Origin of the sequence: Pedobacter montanisoli, assembly GCF_022809115.1 — a bacterium.
Lineage (GTDB): Bacteria > Bacteroidota > Bacteroidia > Sphingobacteriales > Sphingobacteriaceae > Pedobacter > Pedobacter montanisoli.
In genome coordinates this window covers 469,957-490,378 of sequence record NZ_JALGBH010000001.1, presented here as the reverse complement: position 1 = coordinate 490,378, position 20,422 = coordinate 469,957, and the positions used below count along the sequence as shown (strand labels likewise).

The following is a 20,422-nucleotide window of genomic DNA, read 5'->3' as shown; positions in this document are numbered from 1 at the left end:
CATGTTTCCAACGATCTCTCAAAATACCGAAGAAGAGGCACGTCTGGCTGTGCTTCACTCATATGATATTTTGGGAGATGGGTTGGATAAAGAATTAGGCAGCTTAGTAAAACTGGCTGTTCAAATCACAAAAACGTCTAAAGCATATATTTCATTTGTTGGACGTGATACCATTTTTATTAAAGTTCAGGTAGGACTTTCAAATACCTTCAGAACCATCTCAAGAAACAGTAGTATCTGCCAGCAGACGATGTTTTTTGATGATATCTTTTTGGTTAGAAATATCAAAGAAGAAACAGATGACCGTTTAAGCTCTATTGCTTTAATGGAAAATCTTTCTTTTTATGCCACAGTACCCATAGTAAGTGCTGGAGGAAAAGCATTAGGCTGTTTATGTGTGGGACATACAGAACCGCATGATCTTGATCAGTTTCAAAAAGATGCTTTAAAAACGTTATCAGCACAGATAACAACACAACTCGAACTAAGAAAGCAAACTGCCGATTTACAAAAACAAAAAGAGCGTGCAGAAAACTTAGCCAATATTTTTTACGCATCACCTGAAATTCACTGTGTATTAAACAGAAATATTGATATTCTCTTTGTTAATGAATTTGCCTGTGAACGACTGGGCTATGACCTTAAGAAAAGTCTGAATACCAGTGCGTGGGAGTACTGCTATATTGAAGACAGACAACGTGTACGCTGTGAGATAGAACTAGGCTTAAAAAAAGGGAAAAAGCAATTTAACTTAGATTTTAGACTGGTTGATAATAATAGAAAGCTAAGATGGATTGCCTGGAGTATGGTATCCAAAGGAGAATTTTGGTATTGTTATGGACAGGATATTACAGACAACAAAAAAATGGAAGCTGAATTTATGCAGCTTTCATATGTAGCCAGCAAAGTAAATAACGGTGTTGTAATTAGCGACGGTCAAAATAAGGTAAAGTGGATTAATGATGCTTTTAGGCGAATAACAGGCTTTGAGCTGGAGGATATTAAAGGTAAACCACTTGCCGACCTGATTGCCGGTCCGGAAACGGATTGGACAGAAATAGAAAATGCCCGGAAATTAACCAGTGAAAAGAAATCTTTCACAGTTGATATTCTGGCCTACACCAAAGATAAACAGAAGATATGGCTCTCGGTTTATAGCTCCGTAATTTTAGATGAGAACGGGCAGATAGATTCAGAGGTAGAGATCATTATCGATATTACCGAAAAAAAACTGGCTCAACAGGAGTTAGAAGTATTATCTACCGTAGCAAGTAAATCCAATACAGGTGTAACCATTTGCAACTATTCGGGCGAAATCATCTGGTTAAATAACTCTCTTGAAAAACTGGTAGGTTATTCTCTGAACGAGTTAATGAACAAGCGTTTGGGTGATGTGCTTTCTACTCCTCAAACGGATTTTAATACCATTTATCTTGCCAGAGAAAAAGCTAAAAATCGCGAATCGACAAATATTGAAGTTTTTGCAAACAAAAAAGATGGTACTCCTATATGGCTTTCGGTTTCTAACACACCTATTATTAATAATCAGGGGCAAATAGAAAGGTATATAGAGCTTATTACAGATATTACGCAACGCAAACTGGTAGAACAGGAAATGGTTGCTGCCAGAGAACAGGCTTTGCAACTAAGCGAGGCTAAAGAAATGCTGCTTTCGGTAATGAGCCATGAAATACGTACACCTTTAAACGCCATTATAGGCATGACTCATCTCCTGTTAGAGAGCAATCCAAATCCCGAACAGGTAGAAGATCTTAATATTCTTAAATTCTCAAGTGAAAATCTCCTGTCTATTGTAAATGATGTACTTGATTTTACCAAGATAGAAACCGGAAATCTTCATCTTGAAAAAATCCCTTTTGATTTAAGGCATTTATGTAATGATATGATCAATTCTTTACAGGTTAATGCTTCAAAAGGAAATAATAAGCTAACACTGGTTTATAATCCATCTATACCTCAATTAATAACTGGAGATAAAACCCGCCTCTATCAAATACTGATTAATCTTTTGGGAAATGCCATTAAATTTACCAGTAACGGCGAGATTATCTTAACGGTTAGCCTTGTTATGAAGAATAAGGATAAGGTTAAGTTATATTTTGAGGTAAGTGATACGGGAATAGGTATAGCAGTAGATAAACAAGCTTATATTTTTGAAACATTTACACAGGCAAGGACAGATATTTCACGTAAGTACGGTGGAACAGGTTTAGGATTGTCTATCACAAAAAAGCTCTTGCAACTATATCAATCTGATATCAGGGTAGAAAGTGCAGAGGGCGAGGGCGCCAAGTTTTCTTTTGAAATAGAGTTTGAGATAGCCGAGCAGATAAAAATAGAAGTTGAAAGTAAAATAGAAAAAGCTGCTGAGTTCAGTGATAAGAAAATACTGATCGTTGATGATAACGAAATAAATATATTAATAGCGCAGCGGATATTGTCTAAATGGGGGTTGAATATAGAACATGCTATTGATGGCTACAAAGCGCTTGAAATGGTGAAAAATAAGAAGTATGACCTTATTTTTATGGATATTAACATGCCCGGAATAAATGGATTTGAAACAGCAAGTCTGATCAGAAAAACAAAAGGAAAGTATTTTCAAACTGTAAAAATTGTAGCTCTGACAGGATCCAGCTTACATAACGAAGAACGTAAATTAAAAGAAAGCGGTATTAATGCGCATATTCTTAAACCGTTTAATCCTGAAGAGCTCAAAAAATTGCTTACCAGATTTTTATTTTAAAAGTAAAGGGCCAACATCCTTTGAGTAGAAATGTTGACCCTTACCATCTAAATTAACGCTCTCGAATATATAAACGGAGCAACAGTCAATTTGTTTTAAGAACAAAAATATTTTTTTAATTTTTCTGATAACACCCTAAGTCAGAAGGGAATAATCTTTCTTTATTTTTTTTGTCATGCTTTAAAAATGGAACGAAATAAGGATCGTTAAAGAGATTAATTCCTTTAGCTAAGACAGGACTTTCAGCCCTTACTTCAAAGTTCCCTATTCTTGGATTAATAAACAAAGGGTCCTGGTTAATGATATTATTGTTATTGTAATTGTTTTTCAGGGTTTTTATGAGGTTTCCATTTATATTAATGGTTGAATTATTAGAATTTACAGTTTCTATAAATAATTCATTGTCCAGGCTTCCCCATATTATGTTGTTAGTTAGATTTAGGTTGATTGGGGCAAATTCTTTATCACTTATGGTATCAGAGAAGTAAAGTGCGCTCGTTCTGCGTGCAAAATTAAAATTATAGGCTGCAAAAGTGTTTTGTTTTAGATTGTACGCTCCGCCTCCAACACCATACATTAGGTACTGGCCACAATTATAGAATAAGTTGTTAAAAGCAGTAAAGCTTGCATGATACCCTAAAAAACCTACAACCTGCATGTTTTTTACGGAAGTATTGGCTAAGATCAGCTTAGGATTATTGTTATTAGAGATTGAATCTACAGTTATACCTGCGGCTGCATTTTTAATGGTAGCGTTATTGATGATGGAATTGCGGCTCGAAGGATAGAAATGCAGGCCATTCCATTGTCCGGGCTCTTCCTCATAAATGCGTTCTAATCTGTCGCCGGCAAAGAGAATACTGTCTTTGACAGTACCCTGGGCAATTAAAGAACCTTTAATGTTCATGGTAGCTCCGTTATGAAATAAAATCCGTGAACCGGGATTAATCTTCAATTCTGCATTTTCTGCAACGGTTACAGAGCTATAAATAATGTAAGGTAATTTACTATCCCACGTGGTATTTTCATTAATATTTACATTCTTTAAAAATATGGCATTCTGCCCATAAGCAACCAAAGGTATTTTTTCTTTTCTGCCATTAAAAAAGAATAGAATGGAATCTTCTGTAATAAATGGAGAAGTAGCTGTGTTAGGATTAATGGTAACCTTTATCAAAACATTAAGCGAATCATTTCCTTTGATTTTGATGTTTTTAAAATCCAGGCCGTTCTGGCCTACAACATTAATACTAAAGGGACTGTTTGCTCCACCACTTAATAATATCTGATCAATATTAATGGCTTTTGCATTGGGATTAAAAATTTTAAAGCGTCTGTGTGTAGAACCTACAGAAGTAAATACGGTATCAAATAGAACACTATCTGTAGAGAAACTGAGTTTTGCATTCGGATCAAAAGTAATATCTTCATCTTTATTACAAGCTGCAATAAATAGGCAGAAAAGAGAAAAGATAAGTAATGATCTTATGCGCATAATTATTCTGAAAATGCCAGGGCGGCAAAACTTAAGTTTTTAATATTAGCTTTCCATAATGCGTTTCCACAAGCTTCAAATGTTGATCCGGTTGTGACCACATCGTCAACTAAAAGCACGTGTTTATTTTCCAATTGTTCAATGTTTTTAACTAAAAAAACATCTTCCAGGTTTTCAAAACGGCTATACCTTGTTTTGCGGGTCTGGCTTTCTGTAGCCTTTGTTTTGTAAAGACAAAACGAGTTCACAGTAATTCCCAAGGTATCTGCCAATCCTTTTGCAATATACTCACTTTGGTTATAACCTCTTGACTTTAATTTTTTTTCATGAAGAGGTACCGGAATTATAATATCTATTTCTTTGTACAAGTTGCCAAGCAATAGTCTTTGGGCAAGTAAATTTCCCAGAACAATACCAACATCGGTTTTAGCTTTATATTTCAACGCATGCATCAGGTTCTGCACTTTGGAACCTTTCTTAAAATACAGCATTGCCATAGCGGTGTTAAAGGGTAATCTGTTCCATAATTGTTTGGCTACTAAGTTATCTGCATAGAAATGAAAATCTGTATAAGGTAAGTCGAATAAACATTTGGTGCAAATTTGTTCTTCCTGATGGTAGAGCTGTTTGCCACAAGCATTGCAAAGCTCTGGAAAGAGCAGACTGATCATGTCTAAAGCATAACGTTTTAGTGCAAACATGATACAAGTTAATGATTTTCAGTAAATAACAAGTTTGTCAAATTTATTTCTATAAAAAATAATGAGCTGTAATGGACAATTTACTCCATTAAAAAGGTTTGATATTGTATGATTATGTTTAGCTTTAAGATAATTGATATATAAGAATATAAATTAACAAATATGAAGAAGCACTTTTTATTACTGTACATACTTCTAAGCTTAATTAAACTTGTAAATGCCCAACCCGGACAAATACATATTAAATATGTTAATATGCCCTTTTTAATGGTGGAGCGCTATTCATTTTTTAAAGAGGATCCTTTAATAAAAGTTGAAAAGGAAAGTGATAATAATTTTGTGCTGACTTATTATGGAGATAAACCCAGACTTTATAATATTAATTTTAGAAATGTCTTGATCAGCCCGGGTGATACCGTAAAATTGCTACATGAAAAACTGGAATTAGACCAGAACAGCAGGAGAGATACTTTGATTGCAACAGGTAAAAACCTTGCTAATTATCTTTTCTCGAATAAAGAGCTCGATTTTATACCTAAAGAATATCATCCCGATTATAAAGCTGCCAAATTTAAGAACAATACATTAGGTGCTTTTAAAGCATTGAAAGAGAGCAGAGATAGATTTGAAACAGAGGTAAAAGCCTATTTGGAACGTATTCAATGCAACAAAGATCTAAAGGGTTTTTTGGTAAGAAGAAATAAGATGCAATTGTATTATGATTTTAACAATATGATGAACATGAGCGGCAATGATATCTCTCAAAAAGCATTGGTAAGTCATCTGAGAGACAGCTTATTTAACAACATGACCTTTGTAGAAAGCGATACTGCATATAATTATTCTATGGAAATATTGTTCAATAATCATTTTAAGTTTTTGATTACGGATCAGTTTAACAGTCTTAGAACAGAAAAAGATTTTGAAGCTGTGGTTACTTACATAGCGCAATATCCAAAACCTTTTATAAAAGATTATTTTGTGTACTTTTTGAATACAGATTACAACTATGCAGTTTCCAACTATAAAAATAAAATCTATGAAGAACTACTCAATAAAAACCCTTATATAGGCAGAATTAGAAATAAAATACTGGATCCAGCAAATGTGTATAAATAATTAACTAGATTAAGAAATCTCTTCTGAGAATTTATATTCACACAGTTGATTGTTTTTAAAGGTTATGCAAGGATCTAACTTTTTTAAGTTCAGTTTCTTTTTCGGCTAATCGTATTTTTAGTTGCTGTATTTCTTTACTTTGTAAAACAATAGCTTCTTTTAGTAAACTTATATTGTTTTGCTCTAATTTACACATAGTGTTTGATTCAAAATCATTAAGCTCTTTTCCTAAAATATTAGCGATTTCTATTAATCGTTCCTTAGTAATTTTGACATTACCAGCCTCTATTTTTTGATAAGTGCTTTGGCTAATTCCAAGTTTTGTTGCCATATATTCCTGAGATAGACATTTTTCATTTCGGTAATAACGAATGTGTGCTGCACCTCCAGAATAGCCTTTCATTTCTTTTGAGGTTAAAGTTTTTTTGTTGAGCATAATTAATTCAGATGTTTCAATAAATATAAATAATTACTGCTAATGAATAATTTTATTCATTCAAAAGAGTAGAAAATTAAGTAGTTCTGTTTAGTTTTATAGTAACCGGTTATAAGCACCAAATAAAAAGGTGCTGCTGTAAATGGGCCAGCATTTAAAGCCTGTAAAACTTAACAACTAAATTATTAAATTATGGACAAATTTAATTTACTCAGCAGAGCTGAGATGAAAAATGTAACAGGAGGATCTATTCCAAAGGAATTCGATGGTTATAATCCAAATTGTGGAGAAACAAATCCTGTAGGTGATTATGTTTGTTGTACTTGGACGTCAATTATCCATGTAGGGGAAATGGATTGTGATTCAGCCTCTACAGCTTGTGCCAATCAGGGTGGACATGGTATAACTACGGATCCTTCAAGATGTTAATATTTAATTTCATAACCAGGCAAGGTAATTGTCTGGTTTCTTTTTAATTATAGGGTATGAGGTACTTTATTTTCTTTTTATTGTTCTTTTTTTCTTGTCATAAGGAAAAGCTTTTAACAATAAAGGGACAATTTACAAATATGGATGGTATTTTAGTATCATTAAGATTTGAAGATAAAGTATTAAAAGTAGATACCGTACGTAATGGGAAATTTGAGATGCAGGCTGTATTGCCCAGTAATAGAATTTTCAATCTATCTTTTTATGACCCCAAACCCGAAATAATGCCCAATGGCATGCCGCTATATAATTCGCCCAGTGTTACTCTGTTTTCTGATGATGAGAATTCAGAAATCATGATAAAGGCCAACAATATTAAGCAACTAGCCAGATTTGGTGATTACCAACTGTACACAAGCTCCAAAAATCAAATTGATTATAATCGATATCAAGCCGATATAAAAAAAGACAGAGAAGATAATGAATTTAAGTTTGCCTATTTAGTCAGGAAACAAAGTCAAGCTTTGAGAAACGGAAGTGACTCCTTATATACCTTATATTCTGATTCTTTAAGATTTCAGGAAAAGTTGAATAAAACTACACATAACCAGGTAACAAAGAGATTCATCGCAAATAATCCTAACACTTATGTCGCTATGTACCTGCTCTCCAAAAGGCTGGATTTAAAAAATAATCTGGCTTTTTATCAGGTATTATATGATAAAGCAGAAAGAAAATATAAAAAGAGTTGGTACGGCTTATATTTTGCCAAACGTGTAGAACAATTAGAAAAACTTAGAAAAAACTACGTTAAAATTTTTAACATAAATGCCCATGATAGCCAAGATTCGATCTTTAGGTATAGTAAATATTCAAACAGTAAGCTACTTGTGTTTGATTTTTGGGCAACCTGGTGCGCACCATGTATGGAAGATATACCCGCCGCGCTGAAATTGGAAAAGGAATTGGTAGGGAAGCAAGTAAGTTATATTTTCTTTTCTTATGATTTTAATAACCAATACTGGAAACAGCAAAGCAAAAAACAGGGATTAACGCACAGCTTTTACTTATCAGAAAGCACAAGAAGGTTTCTTAATGAAGAATTGGGAGTGCTAAGTATTCCCAGATATATGATCTTAAACAATAAAGGAGAGATATTAGTTGTTGATGCCCCATCTCCATCAACAGCTGAGCTAAAAAAACTTATAGAGCATATGCTTTAATTGCTCTCTAAGCTTTCTCTTTAACCGCCAACTGGCCACATGCAGCATCAATATCTTTACCACGACTTCGTCTGATATTGGTGTTAACCCCTTTGCTACGGAGGTAATTTGCAAAAGCATCTATCTTATCACCATCTGCATTTAAGAAATCGGCAAATTGAATAGGATTATATTCAATTAGGTTTACTTTGCAGGGAACATGTTTGCAGAACTTTTCCAGTTCCATGGCATCCTCTAATTCATCATTAAAGTCATTAAAAACGATATATTCGTAAGTAACCGGGTTCTTGGTTTTCTGAAAATAGTATTTTAAGGCTTCTGCCAGCGCCTTTAAAGAGTTATGCTCTGAAATAGGCATGATCTCATTTCTCTTTTTATCGTTGGCAGCATGTAGCGAAAGCGCAAGATTAAATTTTACACCATCATCGCCCAGTTTCTTGATCATTTTGGCAATACCGGCAGTAGATACGGTAATACGTTTGTACGACATGTTTAATCCATCCGGTGCGGTAATACGTTCTATGGATTTTAAAACATTTGCATAATTAAGCAAAGGTTCGCCCATACCCATATACACAATGTTGGTAAGTGGTACATTGTAATTCTGCTTGGCCTGTTGATCTATCAGTACAACCTGATCATAAATTTCATCGGCATTTAAATTACGCTTGCGATCCATGTAACCGGTTGCACAGAACTTGCAGGTTAAGCTACAACCTACCTGTGAACTTACACAGGCAGTCATGCGGTCTTCGGTTGGAATTAAAACACCTTCTACAATATTGTTGTCATACAGCCTGAAGGCATTCTTGATGGTGCGATCATTGCTGAACTGTGCATTGCTGATTTCAACTGTATTGATTACATAATGCTCATCCAATTTCTTGCGCAGCTCTTTAGACAGGTTGCTCATTTCGTCAAAACTACGTGCAGATTTCTCCCACAACCATTGGTAAACCTGTTTAGCCCGGTAAGCGGGTTCTTTCATGTCTGAAAAATGTTGCTGTAAACCTGGTAAGTCAAGCGAACGAATATCTGTCTTGGTGTTTTTTTGCATTATGCTGCAAAATTACTCAAAACAATGATCAAATTATATGATTAAGTTTATTTAAGATTAACTATCAGTAAGTTATAGTTGTTTTTTAACGTCGTTTTACACGTTTCTGACGATTGTCCTGAGGTTTAGAACCTTTAACTTGTTTTTTGCCAGCAGGTTTTGGTTTACCAGAACGGGCTGCTGTTTTTTTATTTTCAGGCGGATAAGCTTTTTTTGTTTTCCCTGTAGAATGATTTCTGGGCTTATTGTCTTTTACTTGGGGTTTACTAGCTTTTTTAGGTTCTTTTTCTGAGCTTGATTGTGCTACTAGACGATAAATTTCATTTTGCTCATCCAGATCGAGCTCTCTCCAGTCGCCTAAAGCCAAGCCCTTTACGCTGATATTCATAATGCGTACCCGCTCAAGTTTTACCACTTCATAACCAAAATATTCGGTCATACGTCGTATTTGTCTGTTTAAGCCCTGTACTAAAATAATTCTGAAAACATGAGTTGTTTCTTTCTTAACCTTACATTTCTTGGTTACCACACCTAAAATGGGCACACCCTTGCTCATCCCCTCTATAAACTGATCGGTAAGAGGTTTATCTACCGTAACAATATATTCTTTTTCATGGTTATTACCTGCCCTCAGTATCTTGTTAACTAAATCACCATTGTTGGTTAGAAAAATCAACCCCTGAGAGTCCTTGTCCAATCGGCCAATAGGGAAAATACGTTCGCTGTAATTTACATGATCAATGATATTATCTTTTACATTACTTTCGGTTGTACAGGTTACACCTACAGGTTTATTGTAAGCGAGGATAATACTCTTTTCAGCTTCGCGGGGTTCTATGTTCTGTCCGTTAACCCTTACCAGATCGCCGGGCATTACAATATCACCTATTCTTGCTTTTTTACCATTAATGAATACCTGACCCCGCTCAATAAAATTATCGGCAGCTCTTCTTGAGCATAAACCACTTTCACTGATGTACTTATTTAAACGGGTTCCGAAATCTGGCATTCTATTTATAGCTTATGGTGCAAAGTAACCAAAACTATTCAGATAAAAAGCAATAAAAATAAAGAGGATATCTAAAGAACCTTATTCATTTCCTGTCTGGTAAATGACCGGTTTAATTTTAGATACCCTCTTTTGGTTGGTTTAATTCGGATTTATTTTGGATATTCTTTAGGTAGTTTTAAAAAGTTGTTTCATCAGCACTTGGGCCATAAGAACCCGGAACAGGGATGTTTAACAGTCTGAAATAAACACCTAACTGTGCCCGGTGATGAGAGGTTTGCGCAAAAGCATGTCTTATGGTTTCATAGCTGCTCAAATCTGCATGTATTTTATCGCCGCTTCTTAATACCCAGCGTTTGTTCAGGTCTTCGGGCATAGCTTTTTCAAGACTTTCCTGTCCTTCTTTTAAGCTGTTTTCAAAAAGGGTTAATAAATCTTGTGAGCTTTTAATTACAGGTGCTTGGTATTCCATTGTGGCAAAATCCAGACCTTCGGTTTCCAGTCCTAATTTAACCCAGGTAGGAAGTTCGGCAATATGAACAGCCAGATCACCCATTTTCATGCTTTTTTCGTGAGGTGCCCAATCTAATTTGTCTACGGGTACCAAAGCCAAAAATTTTTGTGTAGTGCCTGCTTCAGCAGCTAATTCTTTTGATAGTTCTTTAATCAGTTCCATATTCTTTGTTTTTTAACAAAGTAAAGTATGGCTACTGACAACCCTATGGCAGTGCGAAATTGCCATCAACATTTTTTTGAAAAAATCATGAATTAGGTTGTGTTGAATTTGCAATATCTACTTAAATAGACCCTGAAACAAGTTCAGGGTGACGTAACCTCAACTGAAAATTAAACAATTCTAATAGTTTACCGGAAGAAACTTCATGTACTCGCTAACTGGAATATGGTCTGTTTTAATAAAGGATTTATCCAGATCTCGAACATTAATGATGTTGGCTACTTTAAAATCGCGATACTCATTTCTTAGGTTGCACCACGCAATAAGGTGCCAGCTAAAAGCATAAAATATTAAACCTATAGGTTCTATCTCGCGTTTACTTTCAATGCCTTCATTATTCTTATATTCTAAAAGTAAACAGCTTTTTACTGCTATGGCATTTTGTAAAAGGCTTAAGTGCTCAAAGTCGTTTTTTAAACGCTCAGGTAATTGCAGCTTAATATTTTCATTTAAAGAATCGAATTTCTCTTTCTGAACACTTTTTAATACTGTTTTTACTTTATCTAAAGCGTTGTTGTAATGGCGTTTAATAGATTTATCGGCAAAACCTTCTAAAAAACGTTCCATCATTAACAAAGCATTGGCTTCTTCGGCATTAAAAGAGATGGGAGGTAAAAAATAACCTGAAACAACCTGATAGCCTTTGTTGGGCTCGAAATGAAGTGGAATACCCTGCTCTGTTAAAGCTCTTATATCACGGTAAACGGTTCTGATACTAATACTAAACTGCTCAGCAATTTTCTCTGCCGTAATAAACTTTCTCGATTGTAAAAGTACCAGAATACCAAAAAGCCTGTCAATCCTATTCATTATCCAAATATAAAAGGATGGCAGCGTATCTCCATAAACGAAGAATGATTAATTTATCATGTAACTTTCTGCTAACATCAAGCTATTTCGGTTCAAATTTTGTGGGTTCTGTCTTTTAATTTAAATGCAGTTTTAGGGTAAATGGCAAATCCAAACAGGTTTTTTTTCAGAGCAACAAAAGGTAAGGTTATTTTAGGCTTTCTGTTTGGATTGGTTGCTTTGTTCTTGGCATGGGGGGTAAGCAGGTTTGTATTCAGGGAAATTTTAGGCACGGTAGAAAAAGTATCATCGCCCAATGTGAAGCTAAAAATGGTAAACTCCCTGTCTCATAAAATTTACCGTTTAGATCAGCTGCAAACCGACCATAAACCTCACAACTCAAATTTTGTTACTGAAACCAAAGCCGTAAGAAAAACACTGGATACTCTATCCATTCTCTATAAAGATGATGCTAAACAGCTTAAACGCATTAACTCGCTAAAGCATTTACTAGCCGATAGGAATAAACAATTCTTATCCTATTTAGAAGTAAAAGAAACATTGGTTAATACCAAATCATTTTCTGATGAAGTTCAAAAGCTATCAGAAATGTTCGCACAACAAAGCAAGCAGATAGATAGTGCTACCTATACTACAGAAAAATCAACTTCTACCACTACAGTAGCACCAGCTCAACCAGAAGAAAGATCAAAAGGCTTTTTAAGCAGGTTGTTCGGTAAAAAGAAAGCAGAGGTTTATGAGATTATAAAAGAAGAGCTCACGGTAAAGAAAGATACCTTAAATCCTAAAATACAGGATAGTCTGGTTCAAAATATTGAAACCGCTTTAAGAAACATTGAATTAGAGCAAAAAGAAAAAAGTACCCTGTTTGTAAAAAAAGAAACAGAATTAGCCTCTTCCAGTCATGCGCTTACCAAACAAATGTTAAATATATTGAAAGAGGTTGAGGCAGAAGCATTGGCACAGGTTGATCAGAAAGGTTTAGATGCAAGAAATACGGTGAACCAAGGTGTTCATGAAATTAAACTGATCATGATTTCTTTTCTGTGTATTACCCTGATTTTGGGCTACCTCATATTTGCAGATATAGCCAAGAGCAATAAATATAGGATAGCACTAGAAAAAGCTAAAGACGAAGCCGAGTATCACGGAAAAGCCAAGCAACGTTTCCTGTCGAACATGAGCCATGAAATCAGAACGCCTTTACAATCTATTTTAGGTTATTCAGAATATATTCTTAGACAGAATACACCCAATCCCAAGCATGTTGCGGCTATACACCAGTCTTCAGTACATTTATTGCAGATCGTAAATGAAATTCTTGATTATAACCGGATCATATCTGGAGAGTTTTCTTTTGTAAATGAAACTTTTGAAATGAACGGTGTAATTAAAGAGGTAATAGAAGCTATGCAGCCCCTTGCACAACAAAAAAATCTTTTATTAGATTATGAAATAGAAGCCGATAAGACTTTTTGGCTAAAAGGAGATGTGTTTAGGCTAAAACAGGTATTATACAACCTCATAGGAAACGCCATAAAATTTACGCTTAAAGGAAAAGTGATTTTAAGCTTAGAGAGTAAATGGCAGGAAGATATGTTGCATTGCTATTTCAGGGTAGAAGATACAGGAATTGGCTTTTCAAAAGAAGACGCAGAGCGTATTTTTAATGAATTTGAGCAACTTGAAATACCACAAAAACGGGTTTTGAATCAACATGGTGCTGGTTTGGGCCTCAATATTGTAAAAACATTGATTGATGCCCAAGGGGGAAGGATCAGTGTAAAAAGTGAACCGGGAAATGGAACTATAATCTCTTTCTATTTGAAGTTTGAAAAGGGAGAAACAGCCCCTGAAAAATCAGGTGTACATCAGGCTTTAGGCCAGCATTTTAATCCTTCAACAACTGTTTGGGTTATTGATGATGATCAATTAATCCTAGATTTATGTGGACTGGTTTTCTCGTTGAATAATATCAATTATGAATTGTTTAACAATGCCAATGATATTTTAAATGCTGATGTTCCTGATCATTTAAGCCATGTTTTGATAGATATACGCTTAAGAGAAACAAGCGGTACAGATTTGATAAAGCGCTTAAAGAAAAAATTACCTGTAAATGTAGCCTATTATGCAATTACGGCTCAAGTACTGCCAGATGAGCAGCAGCATATTCTTAAAAAAGGTTTTAAAGATATCCTGATTAAACCTTTTAAAACAGAAGATCTGCTCAATTTATTGAAAAGAACCACCGAAGAAAGGCGAGCAAAAGAGTTTGATATAGGAAACCTGCTGAAAATGGCCATGGGCGATAGAAAAATAGTAGCGGGTATTCTAAGAACCTTTATCAAAGATTGTGAAGAAGATTCTGGGTTATTAAAAAGCAGTTTAAAAAAGCATGATTTTGAAGAAAGCAGATTGATTGTTCATCGTTTGGCTGGAAGGATTAGTCAGGTTGGTGCAGGGGAATTAGGTCAGGCTTTTAGAAGTTTTGAAATGGAAATTGAGCAAAAAGGCCGTATTGATGCTGCCGAGTACCGTAAGGCTACTCAGTTATTGGAAAGATTGAAATTGCTTATATATAAAATAAGTGATCAGCAATATATGAAGGCTGAAGGGTAATAAAAAAGCATAGGAATTCCTGTTTAATTTCCCGGTACAAAAAATATTTATTCTATTCCATAGCGCTCCATTTTGCTATAAAGCGTTTTCCGGTCTATGTTTAGAAGTTTTGCCGCTTTAGACTTATTGTATTTTACTTTAATTAAGGTCTCGGTAATCAGCGCTTTTTCATTGCTTTCATTAACCGCTTTTAAATCTGAAGGATTATTGATGTGGTTTTTGGCAGATGCAACGGCTATTTTCATTTCATCGGGCAGGCTGTCTGCGGTAGCTAAAATACCTGGGGTAAGCAATACCATACGCTTAATTACATTTTTCAGCTCACGTAAATTACCGGGCCAGTCATATTGTAATAAAAGAGAACGGGTTTCTTCATCAATATCCTTTACATCCCGTTTCAGCTCCTTATTAGAAAGCCGGATAAAATGATTGATAAAGATTTCTAAATCTACACCTCTATCGCGTAAAGCAGGTAATTGTATTTTAAATTCGTTTAAGCGATGATAAAGATCTTCTCTGAATTCTCCATTTTTGATGCTGTTCATTAGGTCATCATTGGTAGCCGCTACAATTCGTACATCAACTTTAATCTGTTTATTACTACCTACCGGCTGTATTACACGTTCTTGCAGTGCACGTAAAAGTTTTACCTGAACCTCATAACTTAAGTTGCCAATTTCGTCCAGAAAAATAGTGCCGCCGTTTGCTTCCTCAAAACACCCTTTTTTGTCATTAACGGCTCCTGTAAAGGCTCCTTTTACATGCCCAAAAAGCTCACTTGCTGCCAGTTCTTTAGATAAAGCGCCACAATCTAAGGCGATAAATTTTTTATCGTTTCTTTTACTTTGCTGGTGTATGTTTCTTGCTGCAACTTCTTTTCCCGTTCCGCTTTCTCCCTGTATCAATACCGACATATCGGTTCCGGCAACCAAGTCTATATACTGGTAAAGTCGTTGGGCCGCCTCGCTTTCTCCTTTAATAAAATCACTTATGTTTTTCTCAAGATCTTCTTCATAAGCCCTGGCCTTCAGAACCTGATTAATGACCATAAGTAATTCGTCAGGATTGATCGGTTTGGTAATATAGTCTGCGGCACCTAAGTGAATTGATTTTACAGCGGTGCGTACATCATTGAAACTGGTCATAATAATGGCCGGAGCAGAAATGCCGAACTCTTTTCTGAAGTTCAGGATGTCTGTTCCATTCCCATCGGGTAACCTGTAATCGACCAAAAGCAATTCAAACTGATCTATCCTCAGTATTTCAATTGCTTTTTTGATACTGTTGGCCCATTTTACGATATAGCCATTCCTGCTTAGAAAAGCCTCAATAATCTGGGCAAAGGTGCTATCATCTTCAATGATTAAAACTGTAGGCATATACAAAAATAACAAAAGCCGGATAAATCCGGCCTCTGTAATTATTGCGATATCTGAAATTATGACTATTCAATAGGTTTACCATCGGCGGTAAAGTTTAAAGACTTAGTCTCTTCTTCTTTTTTTACATCTACCTGGTAGTATTGTTTATCGCCTTTTTTTACTGCAAATGCAGCAGTTGGCATCCAGTCTTTATAAGGATCAGATTGTAAAGTGGTTTTAATGGCATCAGGTAATTCTTCTAGTTTGATTGGCGTTTTAATTACACTGTCCTGAACGGCTGTAACTTTTGTTAACTTAATTTCTGACGCTTGTGATTGAGTTGAAATAAAACCGGCTGCTGCTACTAATGCTACTACAAATAATTTTTTCATAATTATTAATTTTTTAAGGTTATACAATTTTAAAACACTTGATAAGCAGTGTAACATAAGAGTGCCAGAATAATATTAATATTTAAGTTGTTGATTTTTAGTGTTTTGATTTTTGTGTGTGAAAATATAAGTGTAGAGAAACTCTACACTTTGTTGATATTTTCTGCAACATGAAACAGTTTTCTTTTAAAAGAAATCTCGTTTATTTGTAAAGTGGTCAATTACATTTCAGCAAATTACATTTATCCGGTTATAACCCCGCCCGTAAAGGATGGTGTTATAGGATTTGAACCTGATGGTACAATAACAGGAGTTTATACCAAAGAGGAGGCTGTTGAATTAAATATTACCGACATAGAATATTATGAAGGTGTACTGGTTCCTGGCTTTGTGAACACGCATTGTCATTTAGAACTTTCGCATTTATTTAAAAAGATACCTCAAAAAACAGGCTTACCTGCTTTTGTAAAGGAGATTGTAGCACAACGTGAGCAAGCTGAAGAAACTGTTTTATCTGCGATGAAAGAAGCAGACAGACAAATGTTTGAGAACGGTATTGTTGCCGTGGGCGACATTTCAAATGTTCTGGCTTCTAAAGTAGTAAAAGAAAACAGTGCTATTTATTACCACACTTTTGTAGAGGTATTTGGATTTGACAGACCTTCAAAGCCTATCATAGATAATGCTTTAAGCATCTGTGAAAATTTTGAACCTTTACCGGCTTCTATTGTTCCGCATGCGCCCTATTCAGTTTCAGAAGAATTGTTTACGGCGATTAGAAGTGTAACCAGGTTTAAAGATATATTAAGCATACATAATCAGGAAACAGCGGCAGAAAATGAATTCTTTGAATTGGGTACCGGACAGTTTGCCCAGATGTATGAACGGTTAGGCGTACAGAAATCCACCTACCATGGTAATGGAGAAAACTCCTTAAGGTATCATTTACCTCAATTACCACAAAACAACCTTCTTCTAGTGCATAATACATTTAGCACAAAACAAGATGTGGATTTTGCCCGTCAACAACATGGCTTTGTGTTTTGGTGCCTATGTGCGCATGCCAATCTTTATATCGAGAATAATTTACCCGATATAGAAATGCTGCTGAACGAAGATATTAAAATTACCTTGGGTACGGACAGCCTGGCCAGTAATCATCAGTTAAGTATCTTGGCTGAAATGCAGGTTATACAGGAACATAAAAATATTTCGTTTGATCATTTAATTACATGGGCTACTTTAAATGGTGCTAAATTCTTAAATATAGATCAGCAATATGGAAGTTTGCAGGTAGGCAAGCAACCCGGTATTAATCTGCTCAATATCGGACCGGATTTAAAAATCGGTAACCATACAAAGGTTGCGCGTTTAGTTTAGATTTCTATGAACAACAGAATAACATCTCTTTTTGGTATAAAATATCCTATCATACAGGCAGGCATGATCTGGTGCAGTGGGTGGCGTTTAGCTGCTGCGGTTTCAAATGCTGGAGGTTTGGGTATTATAGGTGCGGGATCTATGTATCCTGAAGTTCTAAAAGAACATATCCGTAAATGCAGGGTGGCTACAGATCGACCTTTTGCGGTGAATGTTCCCTTGCTTTATCCTAACATCGAAGAAATCATGCAGATTTTGGTTGAAGAGCAGGTCGAAATCGTATTCACATCGGCAGGTAACCCAGCTACGTGGACAAGTTTTCTAAAAGAAAAAGGAATTACTGTAGTGCATGTAATTGCCAATAAGAAATTTGCTGTAAAAGCACAAAATGCGGGTGTTGATGCTATCGTTGCCGAAGGTTTTGAAGCTGGAGGACATAACGGAAGAGAAGAAACAACCACATTATGTCTGATCCCAATGATAGCAGATGCCGTAAATATTCCTGTAATTGCCGCAGGAGGAATTGCTGGCGGTAAAGCAATGTTAGCTGCTTTTGCCTTAGGTGCAGAGGCCGTTCAGGTGGGTTCGGCATTTGCAGTTGCTGAAGAATCATCTGCACATCTCAGCTTTAAAGAAAAGATTATTCACGCTGTAGAAGGCGATACCAAGTTGAGAATGAAAAAGCTGGTTCCGGTACGCTTGTTGCAAAATGATTTTGCCGAAACTATTGCTCAGGCCGAGGCTGCGGGCGCAAATGCTGATGAATTAGGTAAACTCTTAGGAAGAGCAAGAGCAAAGAAAGGGATGTTTGAGGGCGATATGCAAGAAGGCGAACTGGAGATTGGACAGGTATCGGCTATGCTTCGTGAAATAAAACCTGCAGCAGCAATACTTGAACAGATCTGGCAGGAGTTTATAAATGAAAAGAAAAGAATATCGGGCTTAGAGATTTAATGAGTTCTACGCGCTTTTGTTAGTTTTGTAAAATATAAGCTTTTGCCCTTGAGGTAAAGGCTAAAAATTGAAGAATAATGCAGCATATTAATATTAAGGTTACGGGTAAGGTTCAGGGCGTTTTTTTTAGAGCGAGCACTAAAGCTGTGGCCGATCAGATGGGCGTTAAGGGAAAGGTCAAAAATGAAAAAGACGGTTCGGTGTTGATTGAAGCAGAAGCAGATCCTCAAACGTTAGAAATGTTCATAGAATGGTGCAATGAAGGACCCGAAAAAGCAAAAGTAGAAAAAGTAGAAGTAAGTGAAGGCGAATTACAGAACTATAACAACTTTGTGGTGATTAAAAAGAATCTATTGTGGTAAGCTTAATTCAAGAACCTCTTATTAAAAAATATAGAATACCTTACGCATGAGATCAGATTTCAAAACTCAAATCAGAAATAAAATTGTCAGTATATAAAAAGTTTTTAGGGCAAACAGCCATATACGGGATAAGCACGGTTTTATCAAGACTGTTCAATTTTATCTTAACCCCAATTTATACAAATGTTTATCCTAAAGGGGTGTATGGCATTTTTACAAACATGTATGCCAACGCATCTATTATCAATGCTATCCTGGCATTTGGTATGGAAAGCACTTATTTTAGGTATCTCAATAAATTTGAAAACAGAAAAGAACAGGTTTACAATAACTCATTCCTGTGCATTGTGTTTATATCTATCTTATTCCTGATTAGCGGCTTAATTTTTATTAATCCAATAGCCTCTTATTTAGCCAGCGATGCGGCGGATATTGCTTCTTACAAACTTTATACACAGTATTTCCTTTGGATTTTATTCATAGATGCCATATGTGTTATTCCTTTCGCCAAACTACGCGCCGATGGAAAGGCTACTAAATACAGCATTGTAAAATTTCTGAATATAGGCACTTTTGTAGGCTTTAACCTCATATTTCTGTTTGCTGTTCCTGCATTGATCAAAGGTCATGGCTGGTTGGCCCAATGGCTGGCCTCATGGTACCAGACCCAGTGGATAGGTTATGTATTTATCTCCAATTTAATAGCCAGTATAGTAACGCTCATCGCATTGTTACCTGAGTTTGCTAAAATTAAGTTCAGCTTTGATAAAGTCTTGTTTAAAAGTATGTTTACTTATAGCTGGCCTATCTTGGTAGCTAACCTGTCGTTCATTATCAATGAGAATTTAGATAAGATTGTATTAAATAAATTACTGCCGCCGGCCATTGCCGATGGCGAAGTAGGAATTTACGGTGCGGTATGTAAGATTGCAATCTTCTTAAGTATTTTTATTACCGCTTTCAGGCTGGGTGCAGAACCGTTTTTTTATAGCCATGCCAAACATAAAAATGCTAAAAACACCTATGCAATTATCTTGCAGTATTTTGCTATTGCATTAGCCATTATGTTTTTAGGTTTGGTGGCCAATATAGAAATCCTTAAACACTTTATACGTAATGAACAATATTGGGTAGGATTACCTGCTGTGCCGTATTTATTGTTGGGCTATGTCTGTTTAGGCATTTATATGAACCTTTCTATCTGGTATAGGTTATCAGATCAGACCAGGTTTGGATTATATATCTCTGTAATAGGAGCTATCATAACCATTGTTTTCAATTTTGTTTTGATACCTAAGTACAGCTATATGGGTTCTGCATGGGTAAGCATGATTGCTTATTTTGTAATGATGGTCATCTCTTATATCCTCGGCCAGAAATATTATCCTATCCCATACAATTTAAAGAAAATAAGTGCGTATTTAATTGTGGCTACTGTTTTATCATTTTGTTCGTTTTTTGTGTTTAAACGTAACATTTACATAGGTAATGCTTTATTAATCGCTTTTGTAGGGGTGATTGTTTATCTTGAAAAAGGTGATTTAATCAGGTTTTTAAACAAAAAATAAT

18 protein-coding genes are annotated in these 20,422 nt (G+C 35.5%); 9 read left to right on the top strand and 9 right to left on the bottom strand.

Annotated features, from left to right (window positions below):
• The first annotated feature begins 1 nt into the window (after nt 1).
• A complete protein-coding gene (locus MMF97_RS02095; protein ID WP_243358374.1) occupies nt 2-2,767 on the top strand; it encodes a PAS domain S-box protein in 2,766 nt (921 codons plus the stop codon).
• A gap of 115 nt (nt 2,768-2,882) precedes the next feature.
• Here MMF97_RS02095 and MMF97_RS02090 read toward each other — a convergent pair whose 3' ends face one another.
• A complete protein-coding gene (locus MMF97_RS02090; protein ID WP_243358372.1) occupies nt 2,883-4,262 on the bottom strand; it encodes a hypothetical protein in 1,380 nt (459 codons plus the stop codon).
• Nucleotides 4,263-4,264: 2 nt separating this feature from the next.
• Nucleotides 4,265-4,963, bottom strand: coding sequence for a ComF family protein (locus MMF97_RS02085; RefSeq protein WP_243358370.1), 699 nt, complete (start codon nt 4,961-4,963; stop codon nt 4,265-4,267).
• Between the two features lie 162 nt (nt 4,964-5,125).
• Between MMF97_RS02085 and MMF97_RS02080 the strand changes: the two genes are divergently transcribed.
• Nucleotides 5,126-6,082 carry a hypothetical protein gene (locus MMF97_RS02080; protein WP_243358368.1) on the top strand — a complete coding sequence of 319 codons (957 nt, stop codon included), beginning with the start codon at nt 5,126-5,128 and terminating at the stop codon, nt 6,080-6,082.
• A 55-nt stretch (nt 6,083-6,137) separates the two neighbouring features.
• Here the strand turns inward: MMF97_RS02080 and MMF97_RS02075 are convergent, their stop codons facing one another.
• Nucleotides 6,138-6,518 (bottom strand): helix-turn-helix domain-containing protein, encoded by a 381-nt coding sequence (locus MMF97_RS02075; RefSeq protein ID WP_243358365.1) that lies wholly within the window; start codon nt 6,516-6,518, stop codon nt 6,138-6,140.
• A 192-nt stretch (nt 6,519-6,710) separates the two neighbouring features.
• On the opposite strand from MMF97_RS02075, the gene MMF97_RS02070 reads away from it, so the two are divergent.
• Complete coding sequence (locus MMF97_RS02070) at nt 6,711-6,947, top strand: hypothetical protein (RefSeq protein ID WP_243358359.1); 237 nt, start codon at nt 6,711-6,713, stop codon at nt 6,945-6,947.
• A 140-nt stretch (nt 6,948-7,087) separates the two neighbouring features.
• A complete protein-coding gene (locus tag MMF97_RS02065) occupies nt 7,088-8,170 on the top strand; it encodes a TlpA family protein disulfide reductase (RefSeq protein WP_243358357.1) in 1,083 nt (360 codons plus the stop codon).
• A gap of 7 nt (nt 8,171-8,177) precedes the next feature.
• Here the strand turns inward: MMF97_RS02065 and rlmN are convergent, their stop codons facing one another.
• The 4 genes from rlmN to MMF97_RS02045 all read right to left on the bottom strand — a co-directional run bounded on the left by rlmN (nt 8,178) and on the right by MMF97_RS02045 (nt 11,782).
• Complete coding sequence (rlmN, locus tag MMF97_RS02060) at nt 8,178-9,227, bottom strand: 23S rRNA (adenine(2503)-C(2))-methyltransferase RlmN (protein WP_243358354.1); 1,050 nt, start codon at nt 9,225-9,227, stop codon at nt 8,178-8,180.
• A gap of 85 nt (nt 9,228-9,312) precedes the next feature.
• Nucleotides 9,313-10,236, bottom strand: coding sequence for a 23S rRNA pseudouridine(2604) synthase RluF (rluF, locus tag MMF97_RS02055; RefSeq protein ID WP_243358352.1), 924 nt, complete (start codon nt 10,234-10,236; stop codon nt 9,313-9,315).
• Nucleotides 10,237-10,414: 178 nt separating this feature from the next.
• Complete coding sequence (locus tag MMF97_RS02050) at nt 10,415-10,912, bottom strand: DinB family protein (RefSeq protein ID WP_243358341.1); 498 nt, start codon at nt 10,910-10,912, stop codon at nt 10,415-10,417.
• Nucleotides 10,913-11,092: 180 nt separating this feature from the next.
• Nucleotides 11,093-11,782 carry a helix-turn-helix transcriptional regulator gene (locus tag MMF97_RS02045; protein WP_243358339.1) on the bottom strand — a complete coding sequence of 230 codons (690 nt, stop codon included), beginning with the start codon at nt 11,780-11,782 and terminating at the stop codon, nt 11,093-11,095.
• A gap of 141 nt (nt 11,783-11,923) precedes the next feature.
• On the opposite strand from MMF97_RS02045, the gene MMF97_RS02040 reads away from it, so the two are divergent.
• A complete protein-coding gene (locus tag MMF97_RS02040) occupies nt 11,924-14,404 on the top strand; it encodes an ATP-binding response regulator (protein ID WP_243358337.1) in 2,481 nt (826 codons plus the stop codon).
• Between the two features lie 47 nt (nt 14,405-14,451).
• Here the strand turns inward: MMF97_RS02040 and MMF97_RS02035 are convergent, their stop codons facing one another.
• The gene (locus tag MMF97_RS02035) at nt 14,452-15,783 is read right to left on the bottom strand and encodes a sigma-54-dependent transcriptional regulator (RefSeq protein ID WP_243358322.1); all 1,332 of its coding nucleotides are present in this window, start codon (nt 15,781-15,783) and stop codon (nt 14,452-14,454) included.
• A gap of 65 nt (nt 15,784-15,848) precedes the next feature.
• Nucleotides 15,849-16,157: a hypothetical protein gene (locus MMF97_RS02030; protein ID WP_243358320.1), complete on the bottom strand. Its 309-nt coding sequence runs from the start codon at nt 16,155-16,157 to the stop codon at nt 15,849-15,851.
• Nucleotides 16,158-16,370: 213 nt separating this feature from the next.
• Between MMF97_RS02030 and MMF97_RS02025 the strand changes: the two genes are divergently transcribed.
• The 4 genes from MMF97_RS02025 (at nt 16,371) to MMF97_RS02010 (ending at nt 20,421) form a co-directional block, all read left to right on the top strand.
• A complete protein-coding gene (locus tag MMF97_RS02025) occupies nt 16,371-17,537 on the top strand; it encodes an amidohydrolase family protein (protein ID WP_243358313.1) in 1,167 nt (388 codons plus the stop codon).
• Between the two features lie 6 nt (nt 17,538-17,543).
• On the top strand, nt 17,544-18,491 hold the full coding sequence (locus MMF97_RS02020) for an NAD(P)H-dependent flavin oxidoreductase (RefSeq protein ID WP_243358310.1): 948 nt from the start codon (nt 17,544-17,546) through the stop codon (nt 18,489-18,491).
• A 77-nt stretch (nt 18,492-18,568) separates the two neighbouring features.
• Nucleotides 18,569-18,853, top strand: coding sequence for an acylphosphatase (locus MMF97_RS02015; RefSeq protein ID WP_243358308.1), 285 nt, complete (start codon nt 18,569-18,571; stop codon nt 18,851-18,853).
• Between the two features lie 83 nt (nt 18,854-18,936).
• The gene (locus MMF97_RS02010; protein ID WP_243358306.1) at nt 18,937-20,421 is read left to right on the top strand and encodes an oligosaccharide flippase family protein; all 1,485 of its coding nucleotides are present in this window, start codon (nt 18,937-18,939) and stop codon (nt 20,419-20,421) included.
• Nucleotide 20,422: the final 1 nt, after the last annotated feature.

Excerpts from the sequence above, each read along its gene's own strand:
- MMF97_RS02095 (WP_243358374.1), top strand. The coding sequence starts at position 2 with ATGTTTCCAACGATCTCTCAAAATACCGAAGAAGAGGCACGTCTGGCT.
- MMF97_RS02090 (WP_243358372.1), bottom strand. The coding sequence starts at position 4,262 with ATGCGCATAAGATCATTACTTATCTTTTCTCTTTTCTGCCTATTTATT.
- MMF97_RS02085 (WP_243358370.1), bottom strand. The coding sequence starts at position 4,963 with ATGTTTGCACTAAAACGTTATGCTTTAGACATGATCAGTCTGCTCTTT.
- MMF97_RS02080 (WP_243358368.1), top strand. The coding sequence starts at position 5,126 with ATGAAGAAGCACTTTTTATTACTGTACATACTTCTAAGCTTAATTAAA.
- MMF97_RS02075 (WP_243358365.1), bottom strand. The coding sequence starts at position 6,518 with ATGCTCAACAAAAAAACTTTAACCTCAAAAGAAATGAAAGGCTATTCT.
- MMF97_RS02070 (WP_243358359.1), top strand. The coding sequence starts at position 6,711 with ATGGACAAATTTAATTTACTCAGCAGAGCTGAGATGAAAAATGTAACA.
- MMF97_RS02065 (WP_243358357.1), top strand. The coding sequence starts at position 7,088 with ATGGATGGTATTTTAGTATCATTAAGATTTGAAGATAAAGTATTAAAA.
- rlmN (WP_243358354.1), bottom strand. The coding sequence starts at position 9,227 with ATGCAAAAAAACACCAAGACAGATATTCGTTCGCTTGACTTACCAGGT.
- rluF (WP_243358352.1), bottom strand. The coding sequence starts at position 10,236 with ATGCCAGATTTCGGAACCCGTTTAAATAAGTACATCAGTGAAAGTGGT.
- MMF97_RS02050 (WP_243358341.1), bottom strand. The coding sequence starts at position 10,912 with ATGGAACTGATTAAAGAACTATCAAAAGAATTAGCTGCTGAAGCAGGC.
- MMF97_RS02045 (WP_243358339.1), bottom strand. The coding sequence starts at position 11,782 with ATGAATAGGATTGACAGGCTTTTTGGTATTCTGGTACTTTTACAATCG.
- MMF97_RS02040 (WP_243358337.1), top strand. The coding sequence starts at position 11,924 with ATGGCAAATCCAAACAGGTTTTTTTTCAGAGCAACAAAAGGTAAGGTT.
- MMF97_RS02035 (WP_243358322.1), bottom strand. The coding sequence starts at position 15,783 with ATGCCTACAGTTTTAATCATTGAAGATGATAGCACCTTTGCCCAGATT.
- MMF97_RS02030 (WP_243358320.1), bottom strand. The coding sequence starts at position 16,157 with ATGAAAAAATTATTTGTAGTAGCATTAGTAGCAGCAGCCGGTTTTATT.
- MMF97_RS02020 (WP_243358310.1), top strand. The coding sequence starts at position 17,544 with ATGAACAACAGAATAACATCTCTTTTTGGTATAAAATATCCTATCATA.
- MMF97_RS02015 (WP_243358308.1), top strand. The coding sequence starts at position 18,569 with ATGCAGCATATTAATATTAAGGTTACGGGTAAGGTTCAGGGCGTTTTT.